Annotated in this window: 14 protein-coding genes; 1 reads left to right on the forward strand and 13 read right to left on the reverse strand. The window is 40.4% G+C overall.

The window, feature by feature from the left end; all coding sequences use genetic code 11:
* Positions 1-18: 18 nt before the first annotated feature.
* From I6J03_RS05470 to I6J03_RS05525, 12 genes are all read right to left on the reverse strand, one after another.
* Positions 19-753: a cytochrome c oxidase subunit 3 gene (locus tag I6J03_RS05470; RefSeq protein ID WP_003008054.1), complete on the reverse strand. Its 735-nt coding sequence runs from the start codon at positions 751-753 to the stop codon at positions 19-21.
* Between the two features lie 9 nt (positions 754-762).
* Positions 763-1,347 (reverse strand): cytochrome c oxidase subunit 3, encoded by a 585-nt coding sequence (locus I6J03_RS05475; protein ID WP_232279731.1) that lies wholly within the window; start codon positions 1,345-1,347, stop codon positions 763-765.
* An 11-nt stretch (positions 1,348-1,358) separates the two neighbouring features.
* Entirely contained in the window at positions 1,359-2,267 is a 909-nt protein-coding gene (cyoE, locus tag I6J03_RS05480) for a heme o synthase (protein WP_201694209.1), read from the reverse strand.
* An 85-nt stretch (positions 2,268-2,352) separates the two neighbouring features.
* On the reverse strand, positions 2,353-3,396 hold the full coding sequence (locus tag I6J03_RS05485) for a COX15/CtaA family protein (RefSeq protein ID WP_003008066.1): 1,044 nt from the start codon (positions 3,394-3,396) through the stop codon (positions 2,353-2,355).
* 56 nt (positions 3,397-3,452) lie between these two features.
* Positions 3,453-5,240 (reverse strand): cytochrome c oxidase subunit I, encoded by a 1,788-nt coding sequence (locus I6J03_RS05490; RefSeq protein WP_002997007.1) that lies wholly within the window; start codon positions 5,238-5,240, stop codon positions 3,453-3,455.
* A 118-nt stretch (positions 5,241-5,358) separates the two neighbouring features.
* The gene (locus I6J03_RS05495; protein ID WP_232279732.1) at positions 5,359-6,690 is read right to left on the reverse strand and encodes a cytochrome c oxidase subunit II; all 1,332 of its coding nucleotides are present in this window, start codon (positions 6,688-6,690) and stop codon (positions 5,359-5,361) included.
* Positions 6,691-6,734: 44 nt separating this feature from the next.
* On the reverse strand, positions 6,735-7,970 hold the full coding sequence (locus I6J03_RS05500) for a hypothetical protein (protein WP_003008070.1): 1,236 nt from the start codon (positions 7,968-7,970) through the stop codon (positions 6,735-6,737).
* A 19-nt stretch (positions 7,971-7,989) separates the two neighbouring features.
* On the reverse strand, positions 7,990-8,640 hold the full coding sequence (locus I6J03_RS05505; RefSeq protein WP_002997014.1) for a c-type cytochrome: 651 nt from the start codon (positions 8,638-8,640) through the stop codon (positions 7,990-7,992).
* The gene (locus tag I6J03_RS05510; protein ID WP_003008073.1) at positions 8,612-9,148 is read right to left on the reverse strand and encodes a DUF3341 domain-containing protein; all 537 of its coding nucleotides are present in this window, start codon (positions 9,146-9,148) and stop codon (positions 8,612-8,614) included. The genes I6J03_RS05505 and I6J03_RS05510 overlap by 29 nt, the downstream gene beginning before the upstream one ends.
* 5 nt (positions 9,149-9,153) lie before the next feature.
* Positions 9,154-10,632: an NrfD/PsrC family molybdoenzyme membrane anchor subunit gene (nrfD, locus tag I6J03_RS05515; RefSeq protein ID WP_039990094.1), complete on the reverse strand. Its 1,479-nt coding sequence runs from the start codon at positions 10,630-10,632 to the stop codon at positions 9,154-9,156.
* A gap of 30 nt (positions 10,633-10,662) precedes the next feature.
* The gene (locus I6J03_RS05520) at positions 10,663-13,668 is read right to left on the reverse strand and encodes a TAT-variant-translocated molybdopterin oxidoreductase (protein WP_201694212.1); all 3,006 of its coding nucleotides are present in this window, start codon (positions 13,666-13,668) and stop codon (positions 10,663-10,665) included.
* A 43-nt stretch (positions 13,669-13,711) separates the two neighbouring features.
* Positions 13,712-14,986: a cytochrome c3 family protein gene (locus I6J03_RS05525; protein ID WP_003008084.1), complete on the reverse strand. Its 1,275-nt coding sequence runs from the start codon at positions 14,984-14,986 to the stop codon at positions 13,712-13,714.
* 371 nt (positions 14,987-15,357) lie between these two features.
* On the opposite strand from I6J03_RS05525, the gene I6J03_RS05530 reads away from it, so the two are divergent.
* On the forward strand, positions 15,358-15,855 hold the full coding sequence (locus tag I6J03_RS05530; protein WP_003008088.1) for a methionine-R-sulfoxide reductase: 498 nt from the start codon (positions 15,358-15,360) through the stop codon (positions 15,853-15,855).
* 15 nt (positions 15,856-15,870) lie between these two features.
* Here I6J03_RS05530 and I6J03_RS05535 read toward each other — a convergent pair whose 3' ends face one another.
* Positions 15,871-16,878: a LacI family DNA-binding transcriptional regulator gene (locus I6J03_RS05535; protein WP_201694213.1), complete on the reverse strand. Its 1,008-nt coding sequence runs from the start codon at positions 16,876-16,878 to the stop codon at positions 15,871-15,873.
* Between the last annotated feature and the right edge of the window lie 24 nt (positions 16,879-16,902).

Raw genomic sequence — 16,902 nt, forward strand, 5'->3', positions numbered from 1 at the left:
GATTCGTGTTAAAAGTAATTAGACTAAGTAGAAGAATGTAAATACGAATACCCATACTAAGTCGACAAAGTGCCAGTAAAGACCTACTTTCTCAACCATCAGGTATGAACCTCTGTTCTGAAACGTATTATTCAATGTCATACACAGAATAATGATATTCAAAATGACACCTATCGATACGTGGAATCCATGGAAACCTGTAATGGTAAAGAATAAGTTAGAGAACTGCAATGCAGACACATATGAAATGTCTTTCGAGAAATATGGAGCAAGAGCTTCAGGAATAGCATTACCTTCCAGACCAGTAGCCGGATTTTGTCCGAACCAGAAGCCAAGGTGATGTAAGTGCGTCCACTCTGTAGCCTGACAACCCAAGAAAGCCAAACCACCTAATATAGTCCAAAGCATCCATTTTACAACTTCGTCTTTCTTATTGCGATGACCCGCATCTACCGCTAATACCATCGTAACGGAACTCATGATCAGGATAAAGGTCATGATACCTACGAACACCAACGGTTGTCCGTGATCTGCGATAAGCGGGATAGACTGGAATACTTTATCAGGATCCGGCCATGTGAAATGCGCAAAACGTTGAGCTCCATAATAGATCAGGAATGCTGAAAATGTAAATGCGTCTGACACAAGGAAAAACCACATCATGATCTTTCCATACTCTAGGTTCCAAGGGGACTTACCGCCACTCCAAGGGCCGTCCTTTACCTTATCCAATTGCGATACAGTTGTACTCATTGTTTAGTATTATTGATTCAAAAGTAAGAAAACATATATATAAATCCATAAAAGATCGAGAAAATGCCAGAAAATAGTGGCAAGTTCCATGCGGAAAAGATTATTGTCATAAGGGATCGGCTTAGCCGCTCCGGTATAACATCTAATCAATACGATCAGTCCCGCAATAATATGCGCTAAGTGCATGCCCGTAAATACATAAATAAATGACTGGGAGGCATTGATATTAAGGAAATAGATTCCACGTTCAATTAGGACCTGCCATGCATGTACCTGACATACGAAGAAAAGAATTCCGAGCAACACTGTTGCAAGGAGTAATCCCTTCTGTTTAGCAAATTGCTTTTCTTTGACAGCCTTATAAGAGAGGTGTAATGTAACACTACTCAGTAATATAAGCACTGTACTGTAGATAAAAGCATTAGGAAGCGTAGTTTTGATACCTTTATCTACGCCACTGGCTGTATACACAATGAAACCACTGGACAGCGCAGCAAACATCATAAACATACCAATCATTCCAAGCCAGAGATTGAATTTCTTGGCTTTTCGGGATTGTTGCAATTCCTCTTCCTGTAATTCTGTATTAACCATATCTACTACCATTATTTAAATGGAATAAAATTTAACAATAATACCAGCTGTGTAACCGGCAAATAAATAAATGATGTAAACATCACTTTTTTAGCAGAAGCAATGCTTTGCTCTGCCAAATGCTTATAACCATACCAGGCAAACATCAATCCGCCCAATAATGAAACAATCGTAAATATCCATCCGCCAAAACCGAAATACATGGGCAGGAAACCTACCGGAATCATCAGTACCGCAGATATAAACAACATCCAGGCTGACACGCGGTCACGCTCTTTAGTCGGCAAGAGTCTGAATCCTGCTTTCTTATAGTCATCATCTGCTACCCAGGCAATTGCCCAGAAATGTGGAAATTGCCAGACAAACTGGATAATAAACAACACCAGCGGAGTAATCACGACTGCAGCTTCACTGATTGCTGCATATTCCAAACCAAATCCAGCCGATTTGAAAGCTGCATAGTAACCGATAAGCGGAGGCAATGCTCCCGGAAATGCACCTACAAAAACAGCTATAGGAGATTTTTGCTTCAGAGGGGTGTAGACAAAGGCATATAGAAAAATTGAAAAAACAGAAAGTAACCCTGCTATAAAATTCAATTTGACTAAGATCAGGGTTCCAAAGATTCCCATGAAAAGACTTAAGACCAGCGCCTGACCTGTAGTCATACGACCTGCAGGAAGCGGACGATCCTCTGTACGTGTCATGAGCTTATCCAGATCCTTTTCGATGATCTCATTGAAGCCATTAGCTGCACCTGTTACAAAAAAACCTCCAATGGTTAACAGCAACCAGTTAAACCAAATTATTTCACCCTGTTGAGTAGCTCCTATCAAAAATGATATAGAGGCCGAAAATACAACAGTTAACGTTAATCTTAATTTGACAAGTTTGTTAAAATCAGAAATAAACTGTTTCATCTAACATTCCTCCCTTTCTTATCAGAAGTATGGAAGTGAACTCCACTACACGATCTTATATCTAATATTAACATTACGTCTTCTACTATCTTTTAAATTTTGAAAGCAACAACATCAAATAATATTGTGCTCCGAACAGCAAACTGGCAAATACCAGATGCGTGGTCTGTGCAAAAGCAGGCACATTAAAGCGTGCCAATACTATCCCCGACCCCATCTGTATCAGGACCAGAATAAACATAATCCATGCGTACTTAGATTGTTTGGATAGCTTGCTAAATCTTGATTTGATCAGAAAAAATAACAGCAGTACCAAACCAAAGGTGACATATCCGAGCACCCTGTGAATATCAAAATGCGATCCTATCGAACTGATCCATTCATTGCGTGCGACACCAGTATCTCCTAAGTGATCTATACGTTCCCTTACTTCTGTTCCGAATACGACCTGCACCAGCATGATGATCAATGAAAAGGCAGCTAATAGCTTAAACCCTTTAAACTGATGATTGATCAATATGTTCTTATTTCGTAGTGTTGTCGCTTTATAATAGGTATAAATACTTATTCCGACAATCAAAAGAGCTAAAAGCATATGAACGGTAATCACCCAGGGCATCAGATTGGTGGATACAACAATTGATCCCAGCCAGGCCTGCAGTACGACTACAAAAAGATTAAGAACGCTCCAAAAGACTATGGATTTTTTTGACTTGATATAGGTAAAAGAAAAGATTGCAGAAAATAAAAGGAAGAAACCTGAAACAACTCCTACCAGACGATTCACATATTCTGTCCATGTCTTGGCAACATTAAACTCTTCGTGAACAAGAATACTTTTATCCGTACGGATTTGTTCTGCCTTATCCGGAAATCCAAAGAATTCAACCATTTTTGCAAATCGTTGGTTCTTCTTGGCTCTGCCTTCCACATAATGCTGCTCGTAACCCGCCGGTAACTGTGAAACATCAGTGGGTGGAATAATCTGATTAAAGCACTTAGGCCAATCCGGACATCCCATTCCTGATCCGGTACTCCTTACAATTCCTCCAGCTGTGATCACCAAAAACAATACTATTATGGTAATCGCATTTGTTCTAATAAAACGCTTTTCAGCAGCTGGATACATATCTATCTTTTTACCTCTATATATTTAAGAGGGTATAGAGGGTTAAGCTTATCAGCTTAACCTTCTACAATCTCTCTGTTATTCTCTTTATTCCACTGTTCCTGAATACGCACAGCTTCTTCATTACCTTCAAAATCGTGAGGCAGGTTAGAGCTCATTGTTTCAGAGAAAGGAACATTCTGAGGAATGAAATCCTGATCATGACCCGGCTTACTGTAATCGTAAGGCCAACGGTGCACTGTAGGAATCTCTCCAGGCCAGTTACCGTGGATGTGCTCAACAGGAGTAGTCCATTCCAATGTATTTGAATTCCAGGGATTCTGAGGAGCTTTCTTACCAAAAACGATTGAAGAGAAGAAGTTCCACAAGAATGCAATCTGTCCAAGACCTGCAATGATAGCAGCCCATGTGATCAATAAGTTAACAGAAACCCATTTCTCCATGAAAGGGAATTCTGTGAAGGCATAGTAACGACGTGGAACACCGTCAATACCCATAAAGTGCATCGGGAAGAATACCAGGTAAGCACCAATGAATGTCAACCAGAAGTGTAAGTAACCCAGTTTAGGGTTCATCATCTTTCCGAACATCTTAGGATACCAGTGGTATACACCGCACAACATACCGAAGATAGATGCAGACCCCATTACAAGGTGGAAGTGAGCAACTACAAAATACGTATCGTGTAAGTTGATATCTAAAGCTGCGTTACCAAGGAATAATCCTGTCAAACCACCTGAGATAAAGAATGAAACCATTCCAATAGCAAACATCATAGCAGGAGTAAAACGAATGTTACCTCTCCATAATGTAGCCAGATAGTTGAAGGCTTTTACCGCTGAAGGAACCGCAATAATCAAAGTCGTGATCATAAATACTCCTCCTAAGAACGGATTCATACCTGTCACAAACATGTGGTGACCCCATACGATAAATGATAATACAGTAATACCTACCAAAGAGTAAACCATCGCATGGTAACCAAAGATTGGTTTACGTGAGTTCGTAGAAATAACTTCAGAAGTCAGACCCAATGCAGGCATAACAACGATATATACCTCAGGGTGACCTAAGAACCAGAATAAGTGCTGGAATAATATAGGTGAACCACCCTCGTTAGGCAACACTTCTCCCTGAACAACTAAATCTGAAAGGTAGAATGATGTACCTGCACTACGGTCAAAGATCAGTAACACGACTGCGGATACCAATACCGGGAAAGATAAAAGACCAACGATAGCAGTTAAGAAGAAAGACCATACTGTCAAAGGCATTTTCCAAAGATCCATACCTTTTGTACGCATGTTCAATACTGTACTGATATAATTTACACCACCCATTACCTGAGAAGCAATAAATAAGGTCATACTGACCAACCACAGTGTCATACCCAAGCCCGATCCTGAGATCGCTTTAGGAACGGCAGACAATGGCGGATATACGGTCCAACCTGAAGATGCAGGTCCGCTCTCAATAAAGAAAGAAGCAACCATGATCACACAGGCAACAAAGAAGAACCAGTATGAAAGCATATTCATAAACGGAGATGCCATATCACGGGCACCAATCTGATAAGGAATAAGTAAGTTACTGAATGTACCGGAAAGACCTGCTGTCAATACGAAGAATACCATCATCGTACCGTGGATCGTTACTAAGGATAGGAAAAACTCAGGACGTATACGACCTCCTTCAGCCCATTTACCCAGGAAAACTTCTAATATTGGAAATTCTTTATCCGGCCAAGCGAGCTGGATACGGAACAATATCGATAATACCATGGCAAAAACTGCCATAATAATACCAGTGATCAAGAATTGCTTGGCAATCATCTTGTGATCCATGCTAAATACATATTTAGACAGGAACGACTCTTGATGATGTCCGTGCGAATCGTGATGGTCTGCGCTATGCGATATAACTGTACTTGACATATTATTTTTTAAAAATTCTTAATACAAATTATTTCAATGAAGCTGTTTTGATAACTTCTTCTTTACTTTCTTTTGAATCTTTTGCAGCAAATTCTTTCTGCAGATCTTCATTAAAGTATTTATTCTGGGTACTCAACCACTCTTTATACTCTTTCTCTGTCACAACTATCACTTTCTTCTGCATATTGTAGTGACCGGAACCACAGATCTTGTTACAAAGCATCACATAGTCATACTTAGGATCATTCATACGTTCGCGCATTTCGGCAGTAGTCACTGTTGGAGTGAACTGGAAATAGTTCGTCATTCCCGGTACAGCATTGATCTGAACACGGAAATCAGGAATAAAGAACGAGTGAATAATATCTTTGGAAATGATATGGAAACGTACGGATTTATTTACCGGAAGAACGATGTCACTTCCCTGAATATCATCCCATGAATTTTTGTCATTGAAGTCAATACCGTATGGATTTGTCGGTGTCGTCATTTTATAATTACGTTTACCGATCTGGCCGTCAGCTCCCGGATAACGTACAGACCATAAGAACTGCTCGCCTAATACTTCTACCTGCAGAGCAGATTTTTGAAGATCTTCAGGAACATTCGTAATGGTTCTCCAGGTAAAGAAACCGAATAATACCAATACAGTTAATACCACAGCTGGAACTATTGTCCAGATTTTCTCAATGGTATTGTTATGCGGATAATAGTAAGCCTGACGCTTAACACGCATTCTGTAGATAAACGGAAATGTCAATAATAAAAGGTGCGTAAGTACCAGTACAATCGTAATGATCACTGTCGTGATGATAAACATGTTATCGATCAGCTTACCGTGCTCCGTCACAGCATCACGCCATGCCCAGCTTCCCCACACACTATATCCGTAATATACTCCCCATAGGAAGAATACCAGAAATATAAGGAATAGAATTGATTGTAAATTATTACCCGCTAATGGATTGTATTTACCATTCATCTTTTTCACTAACTCATATAGAGATAGTACTTTTCCAACTACTGCTACTACAGTACAAATAGCGAAGAAAAGCAAGATGTAATACGTCAGGTTTTTATAAACCTGAGGATCAATTTTTTTGACCTCTTCTACTGCCGGCTTACTGGAAGACGTAGAAGAAGAAGATACAGCAGCACCCGCTGCAGTTGAATCTGCTGCTACAGAAGAAGCAGAGTCTACTTTAGCTGAATCCGCAGGAGCAGCTACCGCAGTGGTCTTTGCTGCCGAATCAGCAGCAGTTGTATCTTGACTTGCAAAGGTAGGAGTCGACAGGGACAATCCTAGTGCAAGCACACAACCCATTATGGATCTGAATCTGTTATGTAATTTGAATTTCATTTCTTATTATAACGTTATAACGTAATATCGTGTTGATTAGAAACCTATATCTGATGATTTAAACTCTCTTCTAAGAATGGATGGTGTTTCGGCACCAAGGCATGCTTGCTCAACTTAGACATTACCAAGAAAGTAAATAAGCCCACAAAACCGATTGCTGTTCCCACTTCGATAATACCGAATCCAGGATGATTATCAACTGTTCCAGGCATGATCATGATATAATAATCTAACCAATGTCCCAAAAGAAGTACAATACATACGAACAACATACTATTTTGCTTACGCTTAGCATCACGATCCATTAATAATAAAACCGGAGACACAAAGTTAATCAATATATTAAGCCAAAACCAAGGTTTGTACTCTGGTTCCCATCTTTTGTAGAAATAAACGGTCTCCTCAGGAATGTTGGAATACCAGATCAGCATGAACTGTGCAAACCAGACATATGTCCAGAAGATAGAAAATCCGAAGATCAGTTTACCTAAATCGTGTAAATGATTTTCATTAACCCATGCCAGGTATCCAGCTTTCTTTAAAAGAATCAGAATAATAGCAATTGTAGCCAGTCCGCTCACCCACATTGCTGCGAAGTTGTACCAACCAAACATAGTAGAAAACCAGTGTGCTTCTAAAGACATGATCGTATCAAACGCCCATATAGGAGTTGTGAATCCGAATACTACCAAAAAGATAGCAGACAATTTGAATGTCTTCTTGTAAGAATTCAAACTACCTTCTAAATCTTCCTTGTATGATAATTTTGTCAAAATAAAGGCAAAGATACTATATGATCCCATAAAAAGGATCTGGCGTACCAAAAATAACGGTACATTTAAGAATGTAGATTTACCGGCAATCAGTGCATCGTAGTTAGGACTTTCAGGATCAGTCAATCCGTGTCCTGCCCAGTGGTGATACAAAGAGTGAGAGTTTAGACCTGCAGCAATGATGATAAACAATACAAGAGCTGCTATCGGCAAAACACCAGCCATAGCCTGAGGAATACGGATAAGACCAGCAGACCAAGCGGATTGTGTAACACTTTGAAGAGCGACGAAAAAAGCTCCTGCAGCGCATACACAGGTAAAATAATAACCCATCAATAATAGGTTGGCATACGTGCGTTCTGTCGTATGTGAATCACCAGCAAACAAACCATAGGCGATTGCCACTAATCCAATAACGATAGCGATAATGCTAAACAGCTTTGCTTTCCCGCCGAAAGCAAATCGTTCGCTAAAATTATAATCGTGATGATGACTGTGAGTTCCCATTTAATATATCGATGTTAGATTATTTTTTCTGTAATTCATGAACATACATTACTACCTTCCAACGCTCATCTGGCGAAAGTTGGGAAGCATGTGAGCCCATAGAGTTGTGTCCATAATAGATGGTATGATAAATTTTCCCATCTGTCAGATCGCTCATCAAACCACCACGTGAGGAACTCGCTGCATCTGTTTTATGATAAGATGGCGGATTTGGAAAGTTTTCCAATTTACGCGTTCCACGTGAGTCGGTGATCTCTCTGTCTTTGGTGATAGATCCATCCCCTTTACCTTCCGGCCCGTGACATACAGCACAGTATGTATTGAACAACGCTTGTCCATCTGCCAGATTAGCTTTCGTAACAGCCAATGGATTGGTGACTTCTCTTCCCGCACGTTCGTAATCTTCTAACGTATTAGCGTATTCGAATCTCACGAATCCAACAGGATTGGTGTGAGCCGGAGGAGTCTGAGCAGTTTGTTTATTTTTAAAATTCTCATTCGGTTGATCCGGATTATAACCGATCGGATCATACATATTACGAGAAAATTCCCAACCTGTACTACGTGTGGTGCCATCTCCACAAGCAGAAGCAACTGCTGCAAAAGCTAAGGCTGCACATACAGTTCCAAGAAAATTCTTCTTATTCATAGCTAACATATTTTCTTTCATTGTATTTAACTTCTACTGCTCCTGCTTCTTTCAATAATGAATCGATCAATGCATGGTCAGCATTTTCATGAGCATCAATAGCAATTATAAAACGATCATCTGTTGCTCTCAGATCCATGACACGCGGTGCACGTCCCGGAAACAAGTGGTTGCGGTAGAAAAACGTAGCTACCATACCAAGAGCACATAATAAAATAGTAACCTCAAATGTTACAGGAACAAAGTTAGGAAGAGGCATTGAAGGCTTTCCACCAATATTCATAGGCCAATCGTAAGCCATTGTATAATACAATAAACTAAAACCCAGAATGGTACCTGTAATTCCGAAACAAAATGCTGCAATTGGAAGACGTGATGGACGTACACCCAACTTAGCTTCTATACCGTGAATAGGCATAGGTGTAAAGCAATCGTAAATGCTGATATTATTTTTCTGCAATTTGTCTATCCCGTGCATCATTTCGTCCGGGTCAGCAAAACTACCTAGTATATATTTTGTATTGCTCATTGCTATTATTTTTGTAACTCTTTAATATCCTGTTCAGTAACTGAATCGTATTTCTCCAATGAATCTCTGAAGAAAGCAACTTGTTCTTCAGGGAATGCACCTTCTTTAACCAATTTGGTTTTATGTTGTAAGCTGGAGCTTTTCAGTAGTAATTTCACCTCTGCTATCGCAATACCCGGTAAGAAACGTAAGAATAATAAGAACAGTGTGAAGAATAGACCGATCGATCCTACGAAAATACCTACGTCTGTCCATGTCGGGTAGAACATTGCCCAGGAAGAAGGAAGGTAATCGCGGTGTAAGGAAGTCACGATAATTACGAAACGCTCAAACCACATACCGATGTTCACGACAATTGAAAGTACCCATGAAATAGGAATACTGGTACGGATCTTTTTGAACCAGAACAACTGAGGAGAGATCACGTTACACGTCATCATCGACCAGTATGCCCATGCATAAGGTCCTGCGATACGGTTTTCAAATGCGTACATTTCAAACTCTGAACCCGAATACCATGCAATGAACAACTCAGTCAGATAAGCGATACCTACGATAGAACCTGTGATCATAATAATCTTGTTCATCGCCTCGATATGGAACATCGTGATATAATCTTCGAAGTTCATGACTTTACGAAGGATCAGCAATAATGTCTGTACCATCGCAAAACCTGAGAAGATCGCACCTGCCACGAAATATGGAGGGAAGATCGTTGTATGCCATCCCGGAATAACAGAAGTTGCAAAGTCCATGGATACAATGGTGTGTACCGAAAGTACAAGTGGAGTAGAGATACCTGCAAGGATCAAAGAGATGATCTCAAATCGTTGCCAGGTTTTTACTGAACCATTCCATCCGAAAGATAATACTTTATAGACTTTTTGTTTCATTCCTGTAGCACGGTCACGTACAGTAGCGATATCCGGTAACAGACCACAGTACCAGAATACTAAGGAAACTGTGAAATATGTTGAGATCGCGAATGCATCCCATACCAGCGGAGAGTTAAAGTTAACCCAAAGTGATCCGAATTGATTTGGTAACGGGAAAATCCAGTATGCTAACCATGGACGTCCCATGTGAGCTACGACATAGGTAGCGGCACAGATAACGGCGAAGATTGTCATCGCCTCTGCAGAACGGTTAATCGAGTTACGCCAGTTTTGACGGAAGATTAACAATACTGCTGAAATCAGTGTACCTGCGTGACCGATACCTACCCACCATACGAAGTCGGTGATATCCCATGCCCAACCCACTGTTTTGTTAAGCCCCCAGGCACCGATACCGGTCCAAAAGGTATAACTTACACTCACTACCCATAATAAAGCGCCAAGGGCTGCAACGGTAAAACCGATCCACCATGCTTTATTAGGTTTATTTTCAACTGGCAGTAGAATATCATCCGTGATCTTAGCATAGGTGATATCACGACCAGTCATTAATGGTTCTCTTAATATTGATTCGTTATGCGATGACATAGTTTTTTTTATTTCAAGTATTGAACAAGATTAAGCCTCAAAAGTGTTTCTAACTTTTGTCATATAACCAATACCTGGTTGTACGTTGATTTCTTCAAGAACATAGTAAACGCGTTCGTTACGTAATGCTTTTGAAACTTCTGACTCTGGATCGTTTGCGTCTCCGAAGATGATAGCATTTGCAGAACAAGCTGCCTGACATGCCATTTTAATATCACCGTCTTTAACTTTACGGTTTTCCATTTTCGCATGCAATTTACCCGCCTGTATACGTTGGATACACATAGAACATTTTTCCATTACCCCGCGTGAACGAGAAGTAACATCTGGATTCAATACTAATTGTGTAAACTCGTTATTCAGGTAATTGTCGAAACGGGAATCATTCCAGTAGTTGAACCAGTTGAAACGACGTACTTTATAAGGACAGTTGTTCGCACAGTAACGTGTACCGAAACAACGGTTATAAGCCATATGGTTAAGACCTTCAGAAGAGTGAACAGTCGCCAGTACCGGACATACAGTCTCACATGGTGCGTGAGCACAGTGCTGACATAACATCGGCTGGTGTACTACTGTTACGTTTTCGAAATCTTTGATATGTGCAATTTCTTTCTCTTTCGTATATTCTTTACCCTCTTCTTCAATCGTGTAATAACGGTCAATACGTAACCAGTGCATCTCACGACGACGACGTACCTCATCACGACCTACAACAGGAATATTATTTTCAACGTTACATGCTACGATACATGAACCACAACCTGTACATGCATTCAGGTCGATCGCCATTACCCATTTGTGACCAGGTTGCTCAAATTTGTTCCACAAATCATACGTTTTGTGGTTATCCGAGAATTTACCTGATTCAGAAGCCGGGTTTTTAAGATATTGTGCAAATGAAGTCTCACGGATAATGTTACGGCCTTCAATTGTGTGGTGTGTCTGTGTCTGTGCTAATTCATAAGTACCGGATGCTTTGGTCACTTTTGCTTTTGACACAAACTGTACAGTACCGTTGATCAGGCTTGCAAACGGATAAGCGTTCACCCCTACTCCGTTACCTGCTTTACCGACTTTCTCACGTCCGAAACCTATTGCAACAGATACCGTCTTCATCGCCTGTCCAGGTTGAAGAAGAACAGGAAGATCTACTTTATAACCGTTTGCTTCTACTGTCACGATACCATTCTCCCCTATGCCCAGCTCCTCTGCATATGCAGGATTAAGTGCAGCATAGTTATCCCATGTTACTTTAGATACCGGATCAGGTAACTCTAACAGGTAAGCGTTATTTCCGTAGCGGCCATCACGAACTGTAGTAGGTTCGTATAATTTCAGCTCTACATCACCTGCAATATTTTTTGCCGCTGCAGCGATTGCAGAAACAGCGGTATTTACATTACCGGCAAAAGCTGCAGCAATACCTGAAGCTGTTCCTTTGAATACGAAACCAGTTTGTAAAACATCTTTCCATGTTTTACCTGATCCCGGAAGGATTGCAGATTCCCATGTTTGTTTTACGAAGTCGTAAATATTTGTAGTATCACCTGACCAGATCAGCAAACTTTGTTCTGCCTGTCTGGTGTTGAATACCGGATTGATTGTCGGTTGTACGATAGTGTAATATCCTTCTGTAGCAGAAGCATCACCCCATGATTCAAGGAATGTACTGTTAGGAGCAATAGCTTTCAATAGAGAAGCAGTCTCATCTGCACGATCTGAGAAAGAAAGGCTGAATTCTACTTTTGCCAATGCATCTTTTACATCACTTGCTTTGAAATAACTATAGACAGGGTTAGTATCTAAGAAGAATGCTACTCCTACCTGACCAGATTTAGCATCTGCCAGGAATTGCTGGAAAGCAGCATCAGATCCCTGATGTTGTTTGCTGAAGTTATTAAGATCGATAACAGGTCCGTAAGCGTTCAGAGCTGCATTGATCGCATTGACCAACACCTGTACATTCACGTCATTAGATCCTGAAACGACTACAGAAGCACCTTTATTAGCTAACAATTCTTTGGAAGCCAATTTAATTGCTGTCTGTGCTTTTTGTACTGTTATACCACCAGCAAGGCTTGAGCCTGTGATCTCATTATACAGCGAGATCAGAACAGCTCCTTCTTCTGAAGGTTTGATTGCAATACGAACATCGGCATTTGTTCCGGTCATACTTAATCCGGATTCAAACTGGATGTGACGTGACATTTTACCATTTTTCAATGATTTGTAGTCACGGTTTTTCATATAGTCCTGCGTATGTTCTTCACCAGCCAACCAACTTCCCAGGAAGTCTGCAGCTACTGAAACTACGACCTGTGCTTTATCAAAATGATAAGTCGGGATCACGGCTTTACCGAAGCTTTGATTATTTGCTTCTGTAATACCGTTGTAAGATACTGCATCTACCTGAACCAGATTGGCAGTAGGATATTTACCCGTTAATTTTGCGATTGCGGCTAAAGTAGAAGGACTGTTGATCGTGGAAGCAACAATTGTAATTTTCTTGCCAGCAGCAGCAGCTTTATCCAAAGCGGCTTTTACTGTGCTATCCAATTTAGACCACTCAACGTCTTTACCTCCGATTTGAGGATTCTGAACTTTAGACATGTCGTACAGATCCAACACCGATGCTGATGTTGCAGCGTCTGTACCCTGAGTCAAACCGACAGAATTCGGATTTGCCTCTAATGAGATCGGACGGCCTTCACGTGTTCTTACTAATACACTCTGTCCGTTGAAAGACGAAGCATAAAAGTTAGGTATACCCGGAGTTACCTCCTCAGGTTTGATCACGTAAGGCACAGCCTTATGCACTGGTGTACGGTTACAAGCTGCTAAAGTTACAGCACCTAAACCAAAGCCCAATGCTTTTAAGAAATCACGGCGAGGAGTTTTAGTGCTCAAGCCGGCTTCATTCAATACATCTTCTACAGGAATTGATTCGGCAAACTCTCCCTTGCTGTTTTTTACAAAAGCAGGCGTTTGATGCAATTCTTCCAAACCTTTCCAATATTTCTTGTTGCTATCCATTTAAGCTGTATATATAAGATTGCGTATTCCTAAATAATAATTATTAATAGTGACATTTACCACATTCCAGACCACCAATCATCGCTGCAGTCATCTTCTCACCTTTTTTCAATTTCTCGTGAGCTTCAATTAACTGGTCATAGTATTTATTGTCAGTATTTACTTCTGTTTTTCTGTGACAGTCTACACACCATTTCATGGTTAACTGTGAATACTGGTACACTTCTTCCATATCCTGAATAGGACCGTGACATGTCTGACATTCTACTCCTGCTACCACTACGTGTTGCGAGTGATTGAAGTAAGCAAAGTCTGGCAGATTGTGAATACGGATCCACTGGATCGGACTAGGATTATCGCCATACTGACGTGTATCCGGATTGTAATCCAATGCCTTGTAGATTTTCGCGATTTCAGGCGAGATCTCACCATCGTAGTGCTCAGATGCTGTTACTGTATTGTGACAGTTCATACATACATTCGCAGATGGAATAGAAGCATTCTTGGATTTGAAAGCACCTCCGTGACAATACTGACATTCGATCTTATTCACACCAGCGTGTAGTTGGTGAGAGAATTTGATTGGCTGTACAGGCTTGTATCCTTCGTGCACACCGATATTCCACATTGTTTTCCAACCGGCAACTGATAATACAGCTACGATCATCAACACAGCAAAGAATACCAGTTTCTTGTTTTTGACAAAGCTTTTCGCAAATGCCAGGTAGCGGCTGTCTGTACCAGTACCAAGATTGGCATCTTCAGCAATCTGATTTTTAGCGATTACTTTCTCTAATGTTTTAGAAACACGATTCAGTAATACAATCACCACCAATGCCAACAGGATAATACCTGCCATACCAAGGATAGACCAGTTAGAAGCTCCTGTATTCTCTACAGCAGCACCTCCTTTAGCGCCTCCCTTTTCCGGATTGTCAGCTTTTGCACTTTCAGCATCGATGTATGCCAATACACTTTTGATTTGATCGTCAGACAAATCTGTGAATGCAGTCATCACCGATTTGTTGTACTCTTCAAAAATGGCTATCGCATCCGGATCACCGGAAGCGATTAACGCTTGCGAGTTTCTAACCCATTTGATCAACCATTCCTGATCTTTGGTTTTTGTAATGTCCTTCAAAGCCGGACCAACTAATTTTCTGTTAATCGCGTGACAAGATGTACATTTAGATTTGAAGATAGCTTCACCTTCCTTAGCATCTTGCGCATGCGACACAGTCGTAACGGCAAATAACAATACCAAACTAACTGATATTGACTTCGCAAGTCTTCCCAAAACGGATGAGATATTTCTCATATTTAGCACTTTATACTATTTATTTATGAATATAAAAATTTTTAATCCGACTATATAAGAAGACACTCCTCCCATATAGTGCCACAAAAGTATAACTTATTAAGCAATCGCTGACAATTTCATGACGTAATTTATCAATTTATAATCATTCTAAACAAATTGGATTTTTCGCCCCTCACGATTCATGGTAGAACAACTGTTTTTATAGCTCTGTTCAACGGATTTAACGTTATTTTTGTTTTTCTGATGACAAATATACCCCAATATATTAGGATATTTACTGCTGGAAACAGACAAATATTCGGCAAAACCAAAGCCCTGAAAAAGCGAATCGCCGTGTCATCATAAACTAAAGTAATGACAGTCATTTTATGCTAAGAAAATTATTTATATCCCTCTCTGTCATACTGTCTTTATGGATCATTGGCACCACGTTTGCAACCGGTTCATTTTACTCCGGAGAAAATACTAGGGATACTATTAAAAACATATTAAAGATGGACGATAACAGCAAATACAATAAACTGACTCCTGAAGAAGAATACGTAATCTTACGTAAGGGAACGGAATACCCTTTTACCGGGACTTTATTGGAAAACAAGAAAAAGGGAACATATATCTGTAAAAGATGTAATGCTCCGCTTTACCGCTCAGAAGACAAATTTGAATCACACTGCGGCTGGCCAAGTTTTGACGATGAGATAAAAGGAGCCGTAAAACATGTCCCTGATGCGGACGGCAGACGTACTGAGATCGTCTGTAACGCTTGCGGCGCACATCTGGGACACGTATTTACAGGTGAACAGTTCACAGCTAAGAATACACGTCACTGTGTCAATTCTATATCCATGAAATTTGTGGAAGATTAAAAAATCTCACTCTGATCAGTTAGCACTGATCAGAGAAGATTCTCTTACTTTGAGTTCGCAAGGCAATACAACCTGCTTCAGTTTTTTATTTTTGCCCTGTATCTGTCCTAATAAAGCAGTGATGAGCTCATCTGCGATTTCAGCAATAGGCTGTGACACCACAGTAATGGACGGTTCATACAGTTTGAACAGCGTATGATCATCGAAAGCAACCATTGCAGGCAATTTACGCTGATTGATTTTTACGGATTTCAGTCCGTCAATGGCCAGGTAATTGGTCGCAAAAACAACAGCATCCAGTCTGTTGTCCTCGATGAATTCGTCTATCTCACGTACCCTCTCCTCTTCCGGAGCATCCTGCTGTACCTTTTTAATAAAAGCTTGTTTCTTATATTTATCGATACCTTTCATATAACCATCCAGCCGGTCTCTCATCTGGGTCTGATCGGAATACAAAGAGACAAGCCCCACACGTTTGAAACCCTGGCCGATCAGATGATCGGTAGCGTCGTAGGCCCCTTTGAAATTATCTGTAATCACATAATTGGTTTCCACATTTGCGAGATAACGGTCAAAAAGAATCAAAGGGACATTATTCTGTTGAAGTTGTGTAATGGTTTCGTCCAAACCTTCGGAAGGTGTGATAATAAATCCGTCGATCTGACGATCGTAGAACATCTGGATAAGTTCTTTGGATTTTGTTTCATCATTATCCATACTACAATAGATAATATGGTATCCGCTGGCATAAGCTTTTCCTTCGATCAGTTTAGCAATATTGGAAAAGAAAGGGTTCGAAATATCCTCTACCAGTAAGCCTAAAATTTTAGTTTTTCCCGTGCGCAAACTTTTAGCAAGTTGGTTTGGTTTATATCCGACTTTCTTCACGTGATCAAGCACACGCTTCGTCAGACCATCGCTAATTCGCTTTTCTTTGGCTTTATCATTTAAAATAAAAGAAACGGTGGTGACGGAGATGCCCAAGTCTTTAGCAATATCGCTAATTAAAATTCTTTTCTTCATCCTGTAACTGTATAGGTAAAATTG

Origin of the sequence: Sphingobacterium spiritivorum (genome assembly GCF_016724845.1) — a bacterium.
Classification (GTDB): Bacteria; Bacteroidota; Bacteroidia; order Sphingobacteriales; family Sphingobacteriaceae; genus Sphingobacterium; species Sphingobacterium spiritivorum_A.

Excerpts from the sequence above, each read along its gene's own strand:
- I6J03_RS05495 (WP_232279732.1), bottom strand. The coding sequence starts at position 6,690 with ATGAAATTCAAATTACATAACAGATTCAGATCCATAATGGGTTGTGTG.
- I6J03_RS05500 (WP_003008070.1), bottom strand. The coding sequence starts at position 7,970 with ATGGGAACTCACAGTCATCATCACGATTATAATTTTAGCGAACGATTT.
- I6J03_RS05510 (WP_003008073.1), bottom strand. The coding sequence starts at position 9,148 with ATGAGCAATACAAAATATATACTAGGTAGTTTTGCTGACCCGGACGAA.
- I6J03_RS05525 (WP_003008084.1), bottom strand. The coding sequence starts at position 14,986 with ATGAGAAATATCTCATCCGTTTTGGGAAGACTTGCGAAGTCAATATCA.
- I6J03_RS05470 (WP_003008054.1), bottom strand. The coding sequence starts at position 753 with ATGAGTACAACTGTATCGCAATTGGATAAGGTAAAGGACGGCCCTTGG.
- I6J03_RS05530 (WP_003008088.1), top strand. The coding sequence starts at position 15,358 with ATGCTAAGAAAATTATTTATATCCCTCTCTGTCATACTGTCTTTATGG.
- I6J03_RS05535 (WP_201694213.1), bottom strand. The coding sequence starts at position 16,878 with ATGAAGAAAAGAATTTTAATTAGCGATATTGCTAAAGACTTGGGCATC.
- nrfD (WP_039990094.1), bottom strand. The coding sequence starts at position 10,632 with ATGTCATCGCATAACGAATCAATATTAAGAGAACCATTAATGACTGGT.
- I6J03_RS05475 (WP_232279731.1), bottom strand. The coding sequence starts at position 1,347 with ATGGTTAATACAGAATTACAGGAAGAGGAATTGCAACAATCCCGAAAA.
- I6J03_RS05490 (WP_002997007.1), bottom strand. The coding sequence starts at position 5,240 with ATGGATCACAAGATGATTGCCAAGCAATTCTTGATCACTGGTATTATT.
- I6J03_RS05485 (WP_003008066.1), bottom strand. The coding sequence starts at position 3,396 with ATGTATCCAGCTGCTGAAAAGCGTTTTATTAGAACAAATGCGATTACC.
- cyoE (WP_201694209.1), bottom strand. The coding sequence starts at position 2,267 with ATGAAACAGTTTATTTCTGATTTTAACAAACTTGTCAAATTAAGATTA.
- I6J03_RS05505 (WP_002997014.1), bottom strand. The coding sequence starts at position 8,640 with ATGAAAGAAAATATGTTAGCTATGAATAAGAAGAATTTTCTTGGAACT.
- I6J03_RS05520 (WP_201694212.1), bottom strand. The coding sequence starts at position 13,668 with ATGGATAGCAACAAGAAATATTGGAAAGGTTTGGAAGAATTGCATCAA.